The sequence below is a fragment of the Leifsonia araucanica genome (assembly GCF_051161895.1).
GTDB lineage: Bacteria > Actinomycetota > Actinomycetes > Actinomycetales > Microbacteriaceae > Leifsonia.
On record NZ_JBMBTW010000002.1, the window covers coordinates 733,147 to 753,391 of the forward strand.

Annotated in this window: 13 protein-coding genes and 1 pseudogene; 11 read left to right on the top strand and 3 right to left on the bottom strand. The window is 70.2% G+C overall.

Annotation, left to right across the window (positions count from 1 at the left end):
* Nucleotides 1-29: 29 nt before the first annotated feature.
* From ACN6M5_RS03485 to cydC, 4 genes are read left to right on the top strand one after another with little or no spacing between them, the layout of a single operon-like run.
* Nucleotides 30-1,442 (top strand): cytochrome ubiquinol oxidase subunit I, encoded by a 1,413-nt coding sequence (locus tag ACN6M5_RS03485; protein ID WP_168689378.1) that lies wholly within the window; start codon nucleotides 30-32, stop codon nucleotides 1,440-1,442.
* 9 nt (nucleotides 1,443-1,451) lie between these two features.
* Nucleotides 1,452-2,474: a cytochrome d ubiquinol oxidase subunit II gene (cydB, locus tag ACN6M5_RS03490; RefSeq protein ID WP_434948516.1), complete on the top strand. Its 1,023-nt coding sequence runs from the start codon at nucleotides 1,452-1,454 to the stop codon at nucleotides 2,472-2,474.
* A gap of 3 nt (nucleotides 2,475-2,477) precedes the next feature.
* Entirely contained in the window at nucleotides 2,478-4,127 is a 1,650-nt protein-coding gene (gene cydD, locus ACN6M5_RS03495) for a thiol reductant ABC exporter subunit CydD (protein ID WP_434948517.1), read from the top strand.
* Between the two features lie 7 nt (nucleotides 4,128-4,134).
* Complete coding sequence (gene cydC / locus ACN6M5_RS03500) at nucleotides 4,135-5,844, top strand: thiol reductant ABC exporter subunit CydC (protein WP_434952310.1); 1,710 nt, start codon at nucleotides 4,135-4,137, stop codon at nucleotides 5,842-5,844.
* 15 nt (nucleotides 5,845-5,859) lie between these two features.
* On the opposite strand, the gene ACN6M5_RS03505 is transcribed toward cydC, so the two are convergent.
* A complete protein-coding gene (locus ACN6M5_RS03505; protein WP_434948518.1) occupies nucleotides 5,860-6,642 on the bottom strand; it encodes an aminotransferase class IV in 783 nt (260 codons plus the stop codon).
* 17 nt (nucleotides 6,643-6,659) lie between these two features.
* On the opposite strand from ACN6M5_RS03505, the gene pabB reads away from it, so the two are divergent.
* The 5 genes and pseudogenes from pabB to holA all read left to right on the top strand — a co-directional run bounded on the left by pabB (nucleotide 6,660) and on the right by holA (nucleotide 15,298).
* Nucleotides 6,660-8,102, top strand: a complete 1,443-nt coding sequence (pabB, locus tag ACN6M5_RS03510; protein WP_434948519.1) for an aminodeoxychorismate synthase component I — start codon at nucleotides 6,660-6,662, stop codon at nucleotides 8,100-8,102.
* Between the two features lie 8 nt (nucleotides 8,103-8,110).
* A complete protein-coding gene (gene leuS, locus ACN6M5_RS03515; RefSeq protein WP_434948520.1) occupies nucleotides 8,111-10,780 on the top strand; it encodes a leucine--tRNA ligase in 2,670 nt (889 codons plus the stop codon).
* Nucleotides 10,781-10,893: 113 nt separating this feature from the next.
* A complete protein-coding gene (locus ACN6M5_RS03520; protein WP_434948521.1) occupies nucleotides 10,894-11,574 on the top strand; it encodes a helix-hairpin-helix domain-containing protein in 681 nt (226 codons plus the stop codon).
* A 758-nt stretch (nucleotides 11,575-12,332) separates the two neighbouring features.
* Nucleotides 12,333-13,688 (top strand): annotated as a pseudogene (locus tag ACN6M5_RS03525) (ComEC/Rec2 family competence protein); the annotation flags it as partial.
* A gap of 566 nt (nucleotides 13,689-14,254) precedes the next feature.
* The gene (gene holA, locus ACN6M5_RS03530; RefSeq protein WP_434948522.1) at nucleotides 14,255-15,298 is read left to right on the top strand and encodes a DNA polymerase III subunit delta; all 1,044 of its coding nucleotides are present in this window, start codon (nucleotides 14,255-14,257) and stop codon (nucleotides 15,296-15,298) included.
* Between the two features lie 258 nt (nucleotides 15,299-15,556).
* Here the strand turns inward: holA and rpsT are convergent, their stop codons facing one another.
* Both rpsT and ACN6M5_RS03540 read right to left on the bottom strand, forming a co-directional pair.
* A complete protein-coding gene (gene rpsT, locus ACN6M5_RS03535; protein ID WP_085371417.1) occupies nucleotides 15,557-15,817 on the bottom strand; it encodes a 30S ribosomal protein S20 in 261 nt (86 codons plus the stop codon).
* Between the two features lie 198 nt (nucleotides 15,818-16,015).
* Entirely contained in the window at nucleotides 16,016-16,915 is a 900-nt protein-coding gene (locus tag ACN6M5_RS03540) for an NAD-dependent epimerase/dehydratase family protein (protein ID WP_434948523.1), read from the bottom strand.
* 182 nt (nucleotides 16,916-17,097) lie between these two features.
* On the opposite strand from ACN6M5_RS03540, the gene ACN6M5_RS03545 reads away from it, so the two are divergent.
* Both ACN6M5_RS03545 and lepA read left to right on the top strand, forming a co-directional pair.
* Nucleotides 17,098-18,321 (top strand): amidohydrolase, encoded by a 1,224-nt coding sequence (locus ACN6M5_RS03545; protein ID WP_434948524.1) that lies wholly within the window; start codon nucleotides 17,098-17,100, stop codon nucleotides 18,319-18,321.
* 47 nt (nucleotides 18,322-18,368) lie between these two features.
* On the top strand, nucleotides 18,369-20,222 hold the full coding sequence (gene lepA, locus ACN6M5_RS03550) for a translation elongation factor 4 (protein WP_434948525.1): 1,854 nt from the start codon (nucleotides 18,369-18,371) through the stop codon (nucleotides 20,220-20,222).
* The last annotated feature ends 23 nt before the right edge of the window (nucleotides 20,223-20,245 follow it).

Here is a 20,245-nt window from a genome sequence, read left to right on the forward strand (position 1 = left end):
AGAAGTCGACGAGGAAGGTGGACACACCCGTGCACGAACTCCTTGACCCGCTTCTGCTCTCACGGTGGCAATTCGGGCTGACGACGATCTATCACTTCCTGTTCGTCCCCTTGACGATCGGGCTGGTCACCTCCGTCGCGATCTTCCAGACGGCCTGGTACCGCACGGGGAAGGTGCACTATCTGCAGCTGACCCACTTCTTCGGGAAGCTGTTCCTGATCAACTTCGCGATGGGCGTCGTCACCGGCATCGTGCAGGAGTTCCAGTTCGGGATGAACTGGTCCAACTACTCCCGCTTCGTCGGAGACGTCTTCGGCGCACCGCTCGCGCTGGAAGGCCTGCTCGCCTTCTTCCTGGAGGCGACCTTCATCGGGCTCTGGATCTTCGGCTGGGACAAGCTCCCGCGGGGCCTGCACCTGGCGACCATCTGGGTCACGGCCGCCGGCAGCATCCTGTCGGCGTACTTCATCATCGCGGCCAATGCGTTCATGCAGAACCCGGTCGGATACAGCATCAACGCCGAGAAGGGGAGGGCCGAGCTCACCGACATCGGCGCCGTGCTGACCAACAAGGTGGCCCTCGCCGCCTTCCCGCACACGATCTTCGCCTGCTTCATGGTGTCCGCCGGCCTCATCATCACGGTGGCGGCCTGGCACCTGTCGAGGAACCAGCACCTCGACACGATGCGCCCGGCCCTCAAGTTCGGCCTGTGGGTGATGGTGGGCGCTGGTGCGCTGACCGTGCTGAGCGGTGACCAGCTCGGTCTCGCGATGGTCCAGACCCAGCCGATGAAGATGGCGGCGGCGGAAGCGCTCTACAAGACCTCCACCGGCGCGGACGCGTCGTTCTCGATCTTCACCCTCGGCACCCCGGACGGCGTGCACGAACTGTTCTCGATCCGCATCCCGTATCTGCTGTCGTTCCTCTCGACGCACACGCTGAACGGCACGGTCGAGGGCATCAACGACCTGCAGGCGCAGTACGTGCAGCTCTACGGTCCCGGCGACTACACGCCGACCATCTGGATCACCTACTGGGCGTTCCGCTGGATGATCGGCCTCGGGATGCTCCACGTCCTGGTCGCCGTCGTCGGCCTCTGGCTCACCCGCAAGGGCAGGATGCCCACCAACAAGTGGGTCTGGAAGGCCGCGATCTGGGCGTTCCCGCTCTCGATGCTCGCCATGATCGTCGGCTGGGTCTTCACCGAGATGGGCAGGCAGCCCTGGATCGTGTTCAGCCTGATGAAGACGGAGGACGGGGTGTCGCCCGGGGTCACCGGCCTCACCGTGCTGATCTCGCTGATCGCGTTCACCGCGGTGTACGGCACGCTCGCCGTCGTCGAGTTCTCGCTGATGAAGCGCGCGGCCCAGAAGGGTCCTGCTCCCGCGGAGGAGCACGTCGACGACGACGGCAACCACGTCCCTGTCACGACGGTCTACTAGGAGTCTCTGATGGATCTCGCAATTCTCTGGTTCGGTATCGTCGCGTTCTTCTTCGTCGGATACTTCGTGCTCGACGGTTTCGACTTCGGCGTCGGGATGGCGCTTCCGTTCCTCAGCAAGGACGACGTCGACCGCCGCGTGATGATCAACACCATCGGCCCGGTCTGGGACCTCAACGAGACCTGGGTGATCGTGGGTGGGGCTGCGCTGTTCGCGGCGTTCCCCGAGTGGTACGCCACCCTGTTCAGCGGGTTCTACCTGGCCTTGCTGCTCATCCTGCTCGCGCTGATCGTGCGCGGCGTCTCGTTCGAGTACCGGCACCAGCGACCGGACTCGCGCTGGAAGAAGTGGTTCGACTGCATGATCTTCGTCGGCTCGCTGCTGCCCGCGCTGCTCTGGGGGGTCGCGTTCGCGAACATCGTGCAGGGCGTCGCACTGGATGCGCAGTACAACTACACCGGAACGCTCTTCGACCTGCTCAACCCGTATGCGCTGCTCGGCGGGCTGACCACGCTCCTGCTGTTCTTCACGCACGGGGTCGTGTTCATCTCGCTCAAGACGGACGGCGAGATCCGCGAGCGTGCCAGGAAGCTGGCGGTGAAGTCCGGGCTCGCCGCGATCGTGGTGGCCGCGGCGTTCCTGCTCTGGACGGCCATCGCCCACTTCTCGGTGGTGTTCGTGGTGCTGGCCCTGCTCGCCGCCGTGGCGCTGATCGCATCCTGGGTCGCCAACCTGCGCGGGGCGGAGGGCTGGTCGTTCACGTTCATGGCCGTCACCATCGCGCTGGCCGTGGTGTCGCTGTTCGCCGCGCTGTTCCCGAACGTGATGCCGTCGTCACCGAACCCGGAGAACAGCCTGACGATCGCGAACGCGTCCAGCTCGCAGACGACGCTGACGGTGATGACCTGGGTCGCGGCGATCTTCCTGCCGCTGATCCTGCTCTACCAGGCGTTCACGTACTGGATCTTCCGCAAGCGCGTCACCCGGGCGAGCATCCCGGCCGAGGCGCCGGTGCCCGTCGAGGCCGGCTGACCCGTGCGTCCCCTCGATCCCCGGCTGCTGCGCTACGCGGCGGCGGCGCGCACCACTCTCGCGGTGGGCGGCGTGCTCGCCGTGGCGCAGACGGCGTGCGTGGTGCTGTTCGCCTGGCTGGTGACGCAGCTGGTGGTGCGCGGCGTCGCGGGGGAGCAGCCGGCGGCGCTGGCCGGGCTGCTGGGCTGGCTGGCGCTGGTGGTGCTCGTGCGCGGGGTGGTGGGCTGGCTTGCGGAGTCCGCCGCCGCCCGCGGAGGGGCGACCGTGGTCGGTCAGTTGCGCAGCGCGCTGGTCGCGGCCATCGGCCGGCTCGGTCCTGGCTGGCTGCGCACGCGGAGCACGGCCGACGTGACCGTGACGGTCGGCCGCGGGCTGGATGCGCTGGACGGCTACTTCACCAAGTACGTTCCCCAGTTGATCCTCACGGCCATCGCCACGCCGATCCTGGTGCTGGTGATCTTCTGGCAGGACCCGACCAGCGGGCTGATCGTCGTGATCACGCTGCCGCTCATCCCGGTGTTCATGATGCTCGTCGGCTGGGCGACCCAGGCGGCGCAGAGCAAGCAGTGGTCCGCGCTGTCCCGGCTGTCGCGCGGCTTCCTCGACGTGGTCGACGGGCTCTCGACCCTCAAGCTGTTCGGACGTCAGCACCGGCAGGAGGCGCGCATCCGGTCGGTGAGCGACGACTACCGGGTGCACACCATGAAGGTGCTGCGCATGTCGTTCCTCTCCGGCTTCGTGCTGGAGCTCGCCGCGAGCCTGTCGGTGGCGCTGGTGGCTGTGGCCATCGGGCTGCGGCTGCTGAACGGGCAGCTTGACCTGTCCGTCGGGCTGTTCGTGCTGCTGCTCGCTCCGGAGGCGTTCCTGCCGCTGCGGAACGTGGGCGCGAGCTTCCACGCGGCGACGGAGGGGATCGAGGCGGCGCAGGCGGCGTTCGCAGTGCTGGATGAAGACAGGGCTGCTGGGGGTGCTGCGGCGGGTGCTGCTTCGTCATCCGGACGGCCCGGACTCGTGTTCGACGACGTGACCATCTCCTACGACGACCGGGAGGTGGTGACCGGCTTCTCCGCGGACATCGCGCCCGGCACCCTCGCCGTCCTGACTGCGCCGAGCGGCAGCGGGAAATCCTCGCTGCTCGCCGCAGTGCTCGGGTTCGTGCCGTTCACCGGGAGCATCAGCGCGGGCGGAGCAGTGGATGCGGCCGGTCGCCGCGATGCCGTCGCCTGGGCCGCGCAGACGCCCGGCCTGATCGCGGGGACGATCGCGTCGAACGTCGCGCTCGGCTCCGCGCATCCCGACCCGGCGCTGGTCGCCGAGGCGTTGCGGCTGGCCGCCGCGGACGAACTGGCGCCGGAGACGATGCTGGGCGTCGGGGGAGCCGGGCTGTCCGGAGGGCAGGCGCAGCGGGTGGCCGTCGCGCGGGCGTTGTACCGGTTGCGCGCATCCGGTGCCTCCGTATCGTCTGGCGGGACTGTGCTGCTTCTGGACGAGCCGACCTCCGCCCTGGATGAGGCAGTGGAAGCGCGGCTGCTCGGCACGCTGCGCAGGATCGCCGACGACGGTGTGGCCGTGCTCGTGGTGAGCCACCGGGAACAGGTGGCCGACGCCGCCGACGTGGTGCTGAGGATGGAGGCCGGAAGCCGTGTCGAGTGAACGAGTGATGGAGGCGGGCGTCCCGTCCTCCGCTGGCCTGCACCGCGCGTCGCCCGGTGCCCGCCGGGTGCTGCGGCTCGCGCTGCCTCCCGTGCGGCGGCTGTGGTCGGCCATCGCGCTCGGCGTGCTGAGCGGCGGGAGCGCTGTTGCGCTGCTCGCATCGTCGGCCTGGCTGATCGCTCGCGCGGCCGAACAGCCGGCGTTGATGTACATCTCGCTCGCCGTGGTCGGGGTGCGGGCGTTCGCCCTCGGGCGCGCGTTCTTCCGCTACCTCGAACGGCTGGCCGGGCACGACGCCGCCTTCCGGCAGCTGCCGGAGGTGCGCACGGAGCTGTACCGGCGGCTCGTCCCGCTCGCACCGGACGGCCTCGGCGGCACGCGTCGCGGCGACCTGCTCTCCCGGCTGGCGAACGACGTGGACGAGCTGCAGAACTACCCGCTGCGTGTCGTCCAGCCGCTGGCGACGTCCGGCCTGATCGCGCTGCTCACGGTCGTGGGAACGTTCCTGCTGCTCCCGGAGGCGGCGCTCGGCCTGCTCCTGACGCTCGTGCTCGCGTTCGTCGTCGGCACCCTCGTGAACACCTGGGCGTCCGGCCGGGCGGAGCGGAGGCTCGCGCCGCTGCGCGCCGACCTCAGCGACGCCGTCAGCGACCTCGTGCGCAACCTCGATGTGCTCACCGCCTTCGGCGCGCTCGACACCGCGCGCAAGCGGGTCGACGACGCGAGCGCCGCGCTCACCGCCGCCGTGCGTTCGCGGGCGGTCGGGGTGGCGCTGACCGGCGCTGTGGTCTCCGTGCTGGCGGGCGCCGCCACGGCGATCGCCCTGGCCACGGGCATCCCGGCTCTGGGCGCCGGACGGATCGACGGCCCGGAGCTCGCGGTCGTCGCGCTGCTCCCGCTCGCGGTGTTCGAGGTGTTCGGGATGGTGCCGCTCGCGCTCGGTTCGTGGCGCCAGGTCGTCGCGAGCGCCGAACGCATCGCGGCGACGGCCCCGGAGACGCTTCCCTCCGGCATCCCCGTCGACCGGGATGCTCCGGTCGAACTCGTGGTGCGGTCGGTCCCCGAGCTGCGCCTGACCGGGGTCGGCGCGCACTGGCCCGGCGCATCCATCCCGGTGCTGACCGACGTGGATGTGCGGATCGCGCCCGGAGAGCGGGTGCTGCTCACCGGGCCGACCGGCGCGGGCAAGACCGCCATCGCGCACGTCCTCACCCGTCTCATCGACTACTCGGGCAGCTACACGATCGACGGCGTCGAGGCCTTTTCGGCGCGGCAGGACGACGTGCGGCGGATCGTCGGCCTCTGCGAGCAGCAGCCGTTCCTGTTCGACGCCGACCTCCGCCAGAACCTCCTGTTCGCGAGGGACACCGCGACGGACGCCGACCTCCTGGCCGTCCTCGACCGCGTCGGCCTCGGCGAGTGGGCGGCCGCCCGCGGCGGGCTCGACGCGCCGGTGGGGGAGCGCGGCGCGCTCGTCTCCGGCGGTCAGGCACAGCGCATCGCGCTCGCCCGCGCCATCCTGGCCGACTTCCCCGTGCTCATCGTGGACGAGCCCACGGCCAACGTCGACGGCGCTGTGGCCGACACGGTCGTGCGCGACATCCTCACGACAGCGGCCCAGGACGGGCGCAGTGTGCTGATAATCTCGCACACGCGGGTGCCGTCGGAGTTGGTCGACAGGAGCGTCAGGATCGAAGACGGGCGGGTGGTGGCGTAGCGAGCGGCGCTCCGCTCACACCTCCCGCGCCAGCGCGGCGAGCCGGGTGCGCCAGGCCGTCGTGCGCGCCGCATCCTGAGCCAGCTGCGGCCCGTCCACCCACGACGTCACCGCCCGGATGCCGTGCAGCGCGTTCACGGCCCAGACCACCGTGCCCTCGAGCTCGGCGGGCGTCACGGCCTCCTCGTCGACCGGGATGCGCAGCGCAGCCGCCACCCCGCGGACCGTGCGCGCGGCCACGCTGTCGACATTTGCGAAGGTCAGCGGAGGGGTGGCGAGCGTGTCGCCGCGCCACCACAGCAGCGCGGTCGTCGTTCCGTCGGAGATGAGGCCGTTGTCGAGGATGACCGCCTCGTCGGCTCCCACCTGCTGGGCGCGCTGGCGGAGTACGCCGAGCTGGGCGATGTCCGGACCCTTGATGTCCGGCACGCGGCGGGGGTCGCCGTCGGCCGTCGCGAGGACGACGGAGTCGGTCAGCGGGGGAGCGGGACGCAGGCGGAAGCGGAGGCGGTGCGCATCCCGGATCGTCGCCAGCTCGAACCGCGGGAACCAGGCGCCGGTGCGGGGGATCGACGCGACGGCGGCGTCCCAGAAGCGTTCGGTCTCGGCGCGGTCGCGGAAACCCTGCTCGCGGGCGGAGTCGAGGAACCGGGAGCGGTGCAGGCCGAGCGCGAGCGCCCGGCCGTCGTCCACCAGGAACGAGTCGGCCACGTCGAGCGTCTGCTCCACCACCTCGCAGTCGTCGAGTGCGACGAGTTCGCCGTCGCGCCAATCGGAGAGGGTGGTGCGCGCATCCATTCGCCTAGGCTAATGCAGTGCCAACCCGTCTCCGTGTGCAGCAGTTCGACGGGCGACCGGACGCCGCAGACGCCTTCGTCGCGCTGTTCGCCGACGCGCCGGATGCGGTCTGGCTGGACGCAGGACCGGATGCGGAGAGCGGGCGGAGCATCCTCGCGACCGGGACGATCGTGGCGACGACGGCGTTGGACAGCGGCTCCGTGCAGGTGACGGACAGCGACGGGTCCACGACGCGTCCTGGCACCATGCTCGACCTTCTGCGGGGCGACCTCGCTACCCGTGAGCTGGTTCCGGCGCGCACGCGGGAACCGTCGTTCGCGCTCGGCTGGGTGGGCTGGCTGGGCTACGAGTCCGGGGCGTCGGCGCTCGGGGTGCCATTCGCGGCGGAGGACGGGCCGGCCGCGGCGATGCTGTTCGCCGACCGTGCCGTCGTGTTCGACCACGGCACCGGAGGCGTGGAGCTGCTGGTGCTGGAGGACGCGGACGGCCAGGATGCAGACCGCTGGCTCGCCGAGACAGCCGAGCGCCTGCACGCGGCCGACGGCGCAGCGGCGCGGTACGCGGACGCGCATCCACTGCCCGAGCGGACAGCGGCGCACTGGCGGCACGACGACGACGCATACCTCGGCATGATCCGCTCCTGCCAGGATTCCATCCGCGCGGGCGACGCCTACCAGCTCTGCCTCACCAACAGGGCCGACGCCGTCAGCGACGCCGACCCGCTCGCCGTGCACCTCCGGCTGCGCGGCGCCAGCCCGGCGCACCACGCCGGGTTCGTGCGCATCGGGGGCACGACGCTGGTGAGCTCGTCGCCCGAGCAGTTCCTTGCGGTGACCGCCTCCGGCGGGGTGCTGAGCAAGCCGATCAAGGGCACCCGGCCGCGTGGCGCCACCGTCGCCACCGACATCGCCCTGCGCGCCGAGCTGGAGGCCAGTGAGAAAGAGCGCGCGGAGAACGTGATGATCGTGGACCTGATGCGCAACGACATCGGCCGGGTGAGCGAGGTCGGCTCCGTCGGTGTGCGGCACCTGCTGGCCGTCGAGAGCTACGCGCAGGTGCACCAGCTGGTCAGCACGGTGGAGGGGAGGCTGCGCGCAGGTCTCGGCGCGGTCGACGCGGTGGAGGCGTGCTTCCCGGCCGGTTCGATGACGGGAGCTCCGAAGCTCAGCGCCATGCGCATCCTGGCCGGACTCGAACGCGGCCCGCGCGGCGTCTACTCGGGATGCTTCGGCTACCTCGGGCTCGACGGCGCCGCCGACCTCGCGATGGTGATCAGGAGCGTCGTGTTCCGCGACGGGCGGGTGAGCATCGGCGCAGGCGGCGGGATCACGGCGCTGTCCGTGCCGGAGGAGGAACTGGAAGAGGTGCGGATCAAAGCGCGGGCGTTGTTCGCCGCCGCCGGGCTGTTCGCAGCGGACGCACAGCCACCAGGGAACGGATCGGCCGACCGCAACGTTTAGTAGTGTGGATGTTTGGGCGCACGCCGCCCGACGTCTTCCCGGCCGCATCCACTCGACAGCGGCCAAGCACCTTCAAGAATGAGAGTCACGTGGCACACGAGCACGATTCAGCGAACGCGCCGGCCGAGGGCGCGCACTACGACTTCGCCGCCATCCAGGACAAGTGGCTTCCGGTCTGGGACGACCTGAAGCCGTTCGCCACGGACGACCCGGCGGACACCCGTCCGCGCAAATACGTGCTCGACATGTTCCCCTACCCGTCCGGCGACCTGCACATGGGTCACGCCGAGGCGTACGCGCTGGGCGACGTGATCGCCCGCTATTGGCGTCAGCAGGGCTTCAACGTGCTGCACCCGATCGGCTGGGACTCCTTCGGCCTGCCGGCGGAGAACGCCGCGATCAAGCGCGGGCTCGACCCGAACGGCTGGACCAACGACAACATCGCGCAGCAGAAGGCCAGCATGCGCCGTTACGCGCCCAGCTTCGACTGGGATCGCGTGCTGCAGACCAGCGATCCGCAGTATTACCGCTGGAACCAGTGGCTGTTCCTGAAGCTGTACGAGAAGGGCCTGGCGTACCGCAAGGCCAGCTCGGTCAACTGGTGCCCGTTCGACCAGACCGTGCTGGCGAACGAGCAGGTCGTCAACGGCCGCTGCGAGCGCTGCGACAACCTGGTCACCAAGAAGAAGCTGACCCAGTGGTACTTCCGCATCACCGACTACGCCGACCGTCTGCTGGACGACCTGAACCAGCTGGAGGGTGCGTGGCCGTCCAAGGTGCTGTCGATGCAGCGCAACTGGATCGGCCGCTCCACCGGCGCGGATGTGCAGTTCGCGATAGAGGGCCGCGACGAGCCGGTGACGGTGTACACGACGCGTCCTGACACGCTCTACGGCGCGACGTTCATGGTGGTCGCCCCCGACTCCGACCTGGCCGCCGAGCTGGTGAAGGATGCGCGTCCGGAGGTCAAGCAGCGCTTCGACGACTACCTGGATGCTGTCCGCGGCACCACGGAGATGGACCGTCTCTCCACCGAGCGCGAGAAGACCGGCGTCTTCCTGGAACGCCACGCGGTCAACCCGCTGACCGGCGAGAAGCTGCCGATCTGGGCGGCGGACTATGTGCTGGCCGACTACGGTCACGGCGCGATCATGGCCGTGCCGGCGCACGACCAGCGCGACCTGGACTTCGCCCGCGCCTTCGACCTGCCCGTGCGCGTGGTCGTCGACACGAACCAGCCCGTCACCGGCGCCATCCCGGTCATCCACACCGACCCGGAGACCGGCGAGCCGATCCTGCCGGACGACCTGCCCCTGCAGAACCCCTCGGAGACCGGCGTTGCGCTGACCGGCGAGGGCCGTCTGATCAACTCCGGGCCGTTCGACGGGCTGAGCAAGTCGAACGCGATCCGTCGCGTCACCGAGGCGCTGCAGGCGAGCAGCCTGGGCGTGCCGGCGAAGAACTTCCGCCTGCGCGACTGGCTGATCTCGCGCCAGCGGTACTGGGGCACCCCCATCCCGATCATCCACTGCGAGGTCTGCGGCGAGGTTCCCGTGCCGGAGTCCGACCTGCCGGTGCTGCTCCCGCCCGCGGAGGGCCTCGACCTGCAGCCGAAGGGCACCAGCCCGCTGGGAGCGGCGTCGGACTGGGTCAACGTGGCCTGCCCGAACTGCGGTGGTCCTGCCACGCGCGACACGGACACGATGGACACGTTCGTGGACAGCTCGTGGTATTTCCTGCGCTTCCTGTCCGCTCGCGACGACACGCAGGCGTTCGACCCGGCAGAGGCGGAGAAGTGGGCGCCCGTCGACCAGTACGTCGGTGGCGTGACCCACGCCATCCTGCATCTGCTGTACTCCCGGTTCATCACCAAGGTGCTGTTCGACCAGGGCTACCTGAGCTTCACCGAGCCGTTCACGGCGCTGCTGAACCAGGGCATGGTGCTGATGGACGGCTCCGCGATGAGCAAGTCGCGCGGCAACCTGGTCAAGCTGTCCGAGCAGCTCGACGAGCACGGCGTGGATGCGGTCCGCCTCACCATGTCGTTCGCCGGGCCGCCGGAGGACGACATCGACTGGGCGGACGTCTCGCCGTCCGGCAGCGCCAAGTTCCTGGCCCGCGCCTGGCGCGTCGCCCACGACGTGACCAGCAGCCCGGACGCGGTCTGGAAGAACGGGGACACGGCCCTGCGCCGCGTCACCCACCGCTTCCTCGCCGACGCGCCAGGACTGGTCGAGGCGTTCAAGTTCAACGTCGTCGTCGCGCGCCTGATGGAGCTGGTGAACGCCACCCGCAAGACCATCGACAGCGGCGCAGGCCCCGCCGACCCCGCCGTGCGCGAGGCGGCAGAGGTCACGGCGATGGCCCTGAACCTGTTCGCGCCGTACGCGGCGGAAGACATGTGGTCGATGCTCGGCTACGAGCCCGCGGTCGCGCTGGCCCAGTGGCGCAAGCCGGACCCGACGCTGCTGATCGAGGAGTCGGTCACCGCGGTCATCCAGGTCGACGGCAAGGTCCGCGACCGCCTCGAGGTCTCCCCGAAGATCTCGACGGACGAGCTGGAAGCCCTCGGACGCGCCTCCGAGGCCGTGAAGCGCTCGGTGGGCGACCGCGAGATCGTGAACGTGATCGTGCGCGCGCCGCGCCTGGTGAACATCGCGACGCGGGCGCGCGGGTAGTACGTTCGCGCAGGCTTCGACGGCCGCTCTCCACAGGGAGGGCGGCCGTTGGTGTTTTCCACGGGTTTTGCGTTGGGCAGTGGGGCAGTGTGCGGGGTTCGTAGCGTGAAGGGATGCGGGAGACGGATGCGGATGGTGAAGCGGGTGCTGCGGGTGTTGCGGAGGACGTGGCGGATGTCGTTGTGCCACGGTCTGGGCGGGTTCGTCTCGGGGTAGGCGCTGCGGTCGTCCTGCTGCTGGGAGCGCTGGTGGTGACGGTCGTCGTGTCAGCGTTCGGCCAGCAGGGATCCACGACCACGGTCGATGCGCCCGCACCGTCTCCGTCGAGTGCTGGTGACCCTTCGCCCACGCCGGGCAGGGAACTGCTGGTGCACGTGCTCGGAGCCGTCGCCAACCCGGGGCTGGTCACCCTCGCAGCGGGAGGGCGCGTGCTCGACGCGGTCGCCGCGGCGGGCGGGCTCACCGAGGATGCCGATCTCAGCACCGTCAACCTCGCCCGCCCTGTCACCGACGGCGAGCAGCTCGCGGTCCCACGCATCGGGGAGCCGCTTCCGCCGCCGCCCGCTGCCGGTTCGGGCGCTGCCGCGTCTGGCTTTTCCGCGTCCACGGTGAATCTCAACACCGCCACGCAGTCCGACCTCGAGACTCTCCCGCGCATCGGCCCTGCCCTCGCCTCCCGCATCCTCGACTGGCGCACCGCGAACGGCCGCTTCACCTCGCCCGCCGACCTCCTCGCCATCACCGGCATCGGTCAGAAACTCTTCGACGGCCTCAAAGATCGGGTGACCGTATGAGACCCGACCTCCGCCTGATCCCACCGGCCGTCTCCCTCTGGGCCGCCGCCGCGATCGCCATCGGAGCCCCGGATGCGGCCTGCCCGCTCGCCGTCGCCTGCTGGATGCTCGCCGCCGGCGCCCTGCTCGTCGCGGTGTTGCTCAGTCGACGCCGGGATGCGCCCCAGCAACGTCCGCCTCGTGCGCGCACGAACCGTCGCGCAGCGCTCCATGCAACGCTCTGCTGCGTGTCGTTCGCGGCTGTCGCTCTGGTCACTAGCGTGGTCGCCACGCAGGCTCCGACAAGAACGCCGCCGATCCTCACCGACGGTCCCGACCGTCAGCGAGTCACCATGGCCGTGCGCGTCGAGAGCACCCCGCACCGCATCTCACCCGGCTTCGACGGAGCCGAGCGCGCGCGCTGGCGCGGAACCGCCCAATCGGTTCTTTTACCTTCACCCACACCCACCCCCATCTCCGCCACCGTCACCGTCATCGCCCCACTTCCACCTTCAGCACCCCCACCACCGTTCGGCGCCCTCGTCCGCGTCACCGGCACCCTCACCGCGAACGCCCCAGGCGAACCCACCGCCTTCACCCTCTCCGCCACCGCGTCCGCCACCCCGCTCGACGACCCACCCTGGTGGCTCGCCTGGACAGAGCAGGTCCGGCACCGTTTCGCCGCCGCCTCCTCCACCACCCCCGGCAACGGAGGCGCGCTCCTCCCCGGTCTCGCGATCGGCGACGAGACGGCCGTCCCCGCCGACCTCGACACCGCCATGAAGGCGGCCTCCCTCAGCCACCTCACCGCGGTCAGCGGCGCGAATTGCGCGATGATCACCGCCGTCGCCTTCTTCGTCTCCGCACGACTCGGACTCGGTCGCCGGACACGCGTCGTCGTCGCCCTCCTCGCGCTGGCCGCATTCGTCATCCTCGTGACCCCGGGCGGAAGCGTCATCCGTGCATCCACGATGGCCGTGGTGGTCCTCATCGGCATCGCCCGGGGACGACCCTCCCAAGGACTCCCGCTGCTCGCCCTCGCGGTCATCGTCCTCCTCGTGCACGACCCCTGGCTCGCCCGCGACTACGGCTTCGCACTGTCGGTCCTGGCCACCGGAGGACTGATGCTGCTCGCCGGCCCGCTCGCGCGCATCCTGACCGGGTGGCTGCCGCGAACCCTGGCCGTCGCACTCGCGGTTCCCCTCGGGGCCCAGCTCGCCTGTCAACCAGTCCTCATCCTGCTCTCGCCGACCATTCCGCTCTACGGCGTCGCCGCCAACCTCCTGGCCGCACCAGCGGCACCGGTGGCGACGCTCCTCGGCTGCCTCGCCTGCGTCGCGTTGCCGTTCATCCCCGCGCTCGGTCAGGCGCTCGTCTGGGCGGCGTGGGCTCCGTCCGCCTGGATCGCCCAGGTCGCGACCGCCACCAGCGCCCTCCCGGGCAGCGCGCTCCCGTGGGCCGACGGCATCGTCGGCGTCCTGCTCTGCGCGGCGGCCCTGGTCGCGGTCACGGTCCTGGCTTTGGCACGCCCACGAGTGGGACGCGGGATGATCGCCACCGTGGCCGCCATCTCCCTCGGCCTCGGCACCGTCGGCTACCTGGGCATCCTCGGCGGAACCGTCGTCGGCCGCGCCGTCGCCCTTCCGGACACCTGGCAACTCGCCGCCTGCGATGTCGGCCAGGGCGACGCGCTGCTCGTCCGGGACGGCGACCACGTCGCCATGATCGATGTCGGACGCGAACCCGCCCTCGCCACCGCCTGCCTCGACACCCTCGGCATCGCGCACATCGACCTGCTGATCCTCACCCACTTCGACGTCGATCACGTCGGCGGCCTCCCTGGCGTCCTCGGCCGGGTGGAGCGCGCTCTCGTCGGGGAGACCGGCCGTGACCTCGACATCCGCGCCCTTGCCTCCCTCCGCGACTCCGGGGCGACCGTCGAGCAGGGCTTCGCCGGCGCCCACGGAACCCTCGGCGCGATCACCTGGACGGTCCTCTGGCCGCCCCAACCCCCGCAGGGAACGCCCGCGCTGACCGGCAACCCCGGCAGCATCACGGTCGCCGTCGAAGGCCACGGGATGCGCTCGATCTTCCTCGGCGACCTCGGCGAGTCCAGCCAGGATGCGCTCCTCGCCACGGGCAGCGTCCGCACGGTCGACGTCGTCAAAGTCGCCCACCACGGCTCCGCCGACCAGAGCCCGCGCTTGTACTCGGCACTGAGCGCAAGCCTCGCCCTCGTCTCCGTCGGCGCGGACAACGGCTACGGACATCCCACCCCCTCCGCCCTCGGGATGCTCGCCGCCGCGGGCAGCACCGTCGCCCGCACCGACCACTCCGGCGTCCTCCTCGTCTCACCTGGACCCGTCCCCGGCCGCGTCGACCTCTGGACAGAACGCGGCCCTCTGCCCGCGACCCCGGGCGCTCTTGCCAGCCCGCTGGCCGTCAGCGTCGAGTCCTGGACACAATGCGACCCATCGCCCGCGACCCCAGGCGCTCTCGCCAGCCCGCTGGCCGTCAGCGTCGAGTCCCTGACGCAACGCGACCCATCGCCCGTGACCCCCGCCGCTCTCGCCAGACAGGCGGCCGTCGGCACCGATTTCCGGGCGAAACGCGACCCACCGCCCGCATCCACCGCCCCGCCATCCACCCCGGCGCCCGGTGACGGTGGCCGCCCGTACACTGGAATGGACCGAGGAGGAACGTGGCGGCACGAGGCGGCAGCAGGGCGAGCGCGAGCAAGGGGCGGGCGCCGAGCGCCGTCATCCCGCAGCTCGCGTGGAACCAGATCAGGACGGCGCCGGTGGTGCTGGTGTCCGGTCCGGAGGGGTTCCTCGCCGACCGGTCCATCCGGATGTTGCGCGACGCACTCAAGGCGGAGGACGCGAGTCTCGAGATCAGCGACATCAACGCGGCCGACTACGCGCCGGGGGAGTTGCTCACGCTCGCGAGCCCCTCCCTGTTCGGCGAGCCCCGACTGATCAGGGTCGAGGCGGTCGAGAAGTGCAACGACGCGTTCCTCAGCGACATGCTCGACTACCTGCCGAGCACCGCGGACGGCACGGTCGTGGTTCTCCGCCACGGCGGCGGCGTGCGCGGCAAGAAGTTGCTCGACGCCATCCGGGCCGGCGGCGGCGGAGGCATCGAGGTGGTCTGCACCGAGCTGAAGAAGGACTCCGACAAGTACGACTTCGCCCAGGCGGAGTTCCGGAACGCCGGCAAGAAGATCACGGCAGGAGCGTTGCGCGCGGTGACGTCCGCGTTCGCCGACGACCTGGCCGAACTGGCCGCTGCATGCCAGCAACTCATCTCCGACACCGCCGCGGAGGTCACCGAGGCGACGGTCGACAAGTACTACGGCGGCCGCGTCGAGACGAATGCCTTCCACGTGGCCGATGCTGCGATCGCCGGACGCTACGGAGAGGCCCTGGTCACGATGCGGCACGCCCTCGCGTCCGGCGCCGACCCCGTACCGATGGTGGCGGCGTTCGCGAGCAAGGTGCGCACGATGGCGAAGCTGTCCGGCGCGCGCGGAGGCTCCGGCCAGCTCGCGCAGCAGTTCGGCCTGGCCCCCTGGCAGGTCGATCGCGCCAAGCGCGACCTCCAGGGCTGGACGGAAGACGGCCTCGGACGTTGCATCGAGGTCCTCGCCGAAACCGACGCCAATGTCAAGGGCGGCGGCCGCGACCCGGTCTTCGCCCTCGAACGCATGATCCGCATCGTCAGCGCCCGCGGCCGCGACGCCTGACGCAGCGCGCCACGCCCGGCTGAGCCTGCGTCCGACCCGTCCCGCACGTCCCCCCACGCGCACGTCCGACCCATCCCGCACGTCCGACCCTTCCCGTACGTCCGGCCGATCCACCACATCCGCCGATTCCTCACGCCCGGCAGTGTGATCCCACCACCCGATCCACGCGCCCTGACCCACCCACCACAAACGCGAAGAGCCCCCGTCGTGACGACGGGGGCTCTTCGCTGCCGGACGGGTCCGGGATGCTGGTGCTGCTTAGAGGGCTGCGACCTGCTTGGCGATCGCCGACTTCTTGTTGGCGGCCTGGTTCTTGTGGATGACGCCCTTGCTGGCCGCCTTGTCGAGCTTCTTCGTAGCGAGCTTCAGCGCCGAAGTCGCCTTGTCCTTGTCGCCGGCTGCAACGGCCTCGCGGGTCGCGCGGACCGCGGTCTTGACCTCGCTCTTGACAGCCTTGTTGCGCTCCTGGGCCTTCTTGTTGGTGCCGATGCGCTTGATCTGCGACTTGATGTTTGCCACGTGGTTACTTTCGTTCGAAGTGAGTTTCGGATGAGCCGCTCAGCGAGAGAGGGCGCCTTGCGGCAGTCGTGCGGAAGAACCCACACGCAAGCCAACAAACAACTTTACCAGCGAGCGGGCTCTGCGCCAAACCGGTCCGGGGGCGCTGCACGCGAGGTCAGGCAGGCGGAGCACCCCCGGAGTCGATGAGGCGGACGCTCAGTCCGCCGTGCCTGCGCCGACGGCGGCCGGAGCGTACGACCCGCTCACCAGCTCGTCGAGCAGGGTCGGCCGGTTCGGCTCCCAGCCGAGGTCGATGCGGGCCTTCGTTCCGCGTGCCTGCTGGTCGAGGAACAGCGCGTCGGCGAAGTCCGCGCCGAGGCGGGCGCGCGTCTCGTCCGCGCTCTCCGGCTCCACGCCGCCGGAGACACCGGCAGCCGACGCAGCGGCCTCTCCGAGCTCGCGCACGGTCGGGTTCGCACCGCTCGCGCCGAGGTAGACCGCGCCGGCGTCGCCGTTCTCGAACACCAGCACGTACAGCGCGGCCAGGTCGTCGACGTGCACCGTCGTCCAGTGCTGCTCGCCGTCGCCGACCAGGCGGAGGGCGGGTGCGACGCCGGAGCCGCGGGGCGCATCCACGAGCACGTTGGCGATTCCTGCGCCGTGGCCGTAGACGACGGCGGGCACGACGACCGCCGTGCGGATGCCCTCTGCGGCGAGGACGCGCTCCTCCGTCGCCCGGCGCCACGCAGTCAGCGCTGGCGGGGCGGAGGGGGAGTCCTCGGTGATGTCCGGGTTGGAGCCGTACGACCAGATGCCTCCGGTGTGCACGAACGGCTTGCCGCTTCCTTCGAGGCCGCGCAGGACGGCGTCGACGAAGACCGGGTCGACGTCCTTGGCTGATGCGAGGTGGATGACGCCGTCGCTCTCGCGGGCCGCCCGCTCGACGAGCTCGCCGTCGCTCGCGTCGCCGATGAGCGCGGTGGCCCCGGCTGCCTCGACTCGCGCGGCCTTCTCCTCGTCGCGCACTAGTGCGGTCACGCTGTGACCCTCCTCGAGGAGACGGGGGAGGACGGATGATCCGATGAAGCCGGTCGCGCCGGTCAAGAGAATGCTCATGGTTCGGTGAAACGCCGCCGCCGCCGATGCATTCCCGCCACGTGATATTCATTCGCCGGCCTCGCCCGTCTCGGCGCACGCCACCGCACCGCCCGTCGTCCCGCCCACTCCGACGCCCCGCTCCACGCCACCCGCGGCCACCCCGCCTCACCACCCCCACCCCCAGGCGTATGGTCGAAGCCATGACCACAACCTCTTCCGTCGCCATCGTCAACGCATACCTCGTCCCGGTCGCCGGTGACCCGATCGAGAACGGCACCGTCCTCATCCAGGATGGGAAGATCGCCGCCGTCGGCACCAGCGCGGACATCGAGATCCCGGATGGCGTCCGCACGGTCGACGCGAGCGGCAAGTGGGTGCTGCCCGGCTTCATCGAGTCGCACGGTCACGTCGGCATCCACGAGGAGGCCAATGGCCCCGCGGGCGACGACACGAACGAGATGACCACCCCGAACACGGCCGCGGTGCGCGCCATCGACGCCATCAACATCGACGACGAGGGGTTCCGGGATGCGCTGTCCGGCGGCGTCACATCCATCGTCGTCAAGCCGGGGTCCGGCAACCCGATCGGCGGGCAGACCGTCGCGATCAAGTCGTGGGGCGGCCGCACGATCGACGAGCAGGTGCTGCGCGAGGCTGTGAGCGTGAAGTCCGCGCTCGGCGAGAACCCGAAGCGGGTGTACGGCGGCAAGAACGTCACCCCGAGCACGCGGCTCGGCGTCGCGATGATCATCCGCGAGGCGTTCGTCGACGCCCAGAACTACCGCGCCCAGCGCGACGACGCGGAGAAGGAGGGCAAGCCGTTCGCCCGCGACCTCGGCAAGGAGACGCTGGTGCGCGTGCTCGACGGCGAGCTCGCCTGGGACCAGCACACCCACCGCCACGACGACATCGCCACCGCCATGCGCCTCGCCGACGAGTTCGGCTACCGGCTCGTCATCAACCACGGCACGGAGGCGCACAAGCTCGCCGACGTGATCGCCGAGCGCGACATCCCGGTGATCTTCGGCCCGATGTTCACCTCCCGCTCGAAGGTGGAGCTGCGCGACAGGGCCATCGCCAATCTCGCGAAGATCGCCGCGGCGGGCGTGCGCGTCGCCATCACGACCGACCACCCGGTCGTGCCGATCAACTTCCTGGTGCACCAGGCGTCGCTCGCAGTGAAGGAGGGCCTGCCGCGCGAGACCGCCCTGGAGGCGCTGACCGTGAACCCCGCGTCGTTCCTGAAGCTGGACGACCGCGTCGGCTCCCTCACGCCCGGCCTCGACGGCGACGTGGTGGTCTGGTCCGGCGACCCGCTCGACGTCAACTCGCGGGCAGAGCGCGTCTTCATCGACGGCGCGGAGGTGTACCGCTGGGAGGACGGCGCCGGCGTCGTGGTCGAGCGCTCCGAGCGCTTCGCCTGAACCTCGAATAGGAGACGCGCCGGTCCGCGTGGGAGAATCGCAGCACAATGTCACCACGAGCTCTGAAGGCCCTCGAGCCCGCCGCGACCGATCCGGCGTTCATCCGCAATTTCTGCATCATCGCCCACATCGACCACGGCAAGTCCACCCTGGCCGACAGGATGCTGCAGATCACCGGCGTCGTCGCCGAGCGCGACATGCGCGCACAGTACCTGGACCGCATGGACATCGAGCGTGAGCGCGGCATCACGATCAAGAGCCAGGCCGTGCGCATGCCGTGGGGCGACGACAACGGTCAGGCGTTCACGCTCAACATGATCGACACGCCCGGACACGTCGACTTCACCTACGAGGTGTCCCGGTCGCTCGCCGCGTGCGAGGGCGCGATCCTGCTGGTCGACGCCGCGCAGGGCATCGAGGCCCAGACGCTCGCGAACCTCTACCTGGCGCTCGAGAACGATCTCACGATCATCCCGGTGCTGAACAAGATCGACCTACCCGCCGCAGACCCGGACAAGTACGCCGCAGAGCTCGCCAGCCTCATCGGCGGCAAGCCGGAGGACGTGCTCCGCGTGTCCGGCAAGACCGGGATGGGCGTGGATGCACTGCTCGACCGGGTCGTGGACCTCATCCCGGCCCCGGTGGGCGTCAAGGATGCTCCACCGCGCGCGATGATCTTCGACTCGGTGTACGACAGCTACCGCGGCGTCGTCACCTACGTGCGCATGATCGACGGCAAGCTGTCCCCGCGCGAGCGCATCCAGATGATGTCGACCAAGGCCACCCACGAGATCCTGGAGATCGGCGTCTCCGCACCGGAGCCGACCCCCTCGAAGGGTCTGGGCGTCGGCGAGGTCGGCTACCTGATCACCGGCGTGAAGGATGTCCGCCAGTCGAAGGTCGGTGACACCGTCACGTCGGCTGCGAAGCCCGCGACCGAAGCGCTGCCCGGCTACACCGAGCCGAAGCCGATGGTCTTCTCCGGCCTCTACCCGATCGACGGCAGCGACTATCCGGAGCTGCGCGAGGCGCTCGACAAGCTCAAGCTGTCGGATGCCGCCCTCGTCTACGAGCCGGAGACCTCCGTCGCCCTCGGCTTCGGGTTCCGCTGCGGCTTCCTCGGTCTGCTGCACCTGGAGATCGTCACCGAGCGCCTCGAACGCGAGTTCGGCCTCGACCTCATCACCACCGCTCCGAGCGTGATCTACGAGGTGACCACCGAGGACAAGAAGGTCATCACGGTCACCAACCCGAGCGAGTTCCCCGGCGGAAAGATCGCCAAGGTCGAGGAGCCGATGGTGAAGGCCGCGATCCTCGCGCCGAAAGACTACGTCGGCGTCATCATGGAGCTCTGCCAGAGCCGCCGCGGCTCGCTGCTCGGGATGGAGTACCTCGGCGAGGACCGCGTCGAGATCCGCTACACGATGCCCCTCGGCGAGATCGTCTTCGATTTCTTCGACCAGCTGAAGAGCCGCACCGCCGGCTACGCCTCCCTCGACTACGAGCCCACCGGCCAGCAGGAGGCCGACCTGGTCAAGGTCGACATCCTGCTGCAGGGCGAACAGGTGGATGCGTTCAGCGCCATCGTCCACCGCGACAAGGCATACGCGTACGGCGTGCTGATGACCGGCCGCCTGCGCGAGCTGATCCCGCGCCAGCAGTTCGAGGTCCCCATCCAGGCCGCGATCGGCGCCCGCATCATCGCCCGCGAGAGCATCCGGGCGATGCGCAAGGACGTGCTCGCCAAGTGCTACGGCGGCGACATCACCCGCAAGCGCAAACTGCTCGAGAAGCAGAAGGAGGGCAAGAAGCGCATGAAGATGGTCGGCCGCGTGGAAGTGCCCCAGGAGGCGTTCATCGCGGCGCTGAGCGGCGACGTGGAGAAGAAGGACAAGAAGTAGGCCATCGTCGCCCGCACCCGATC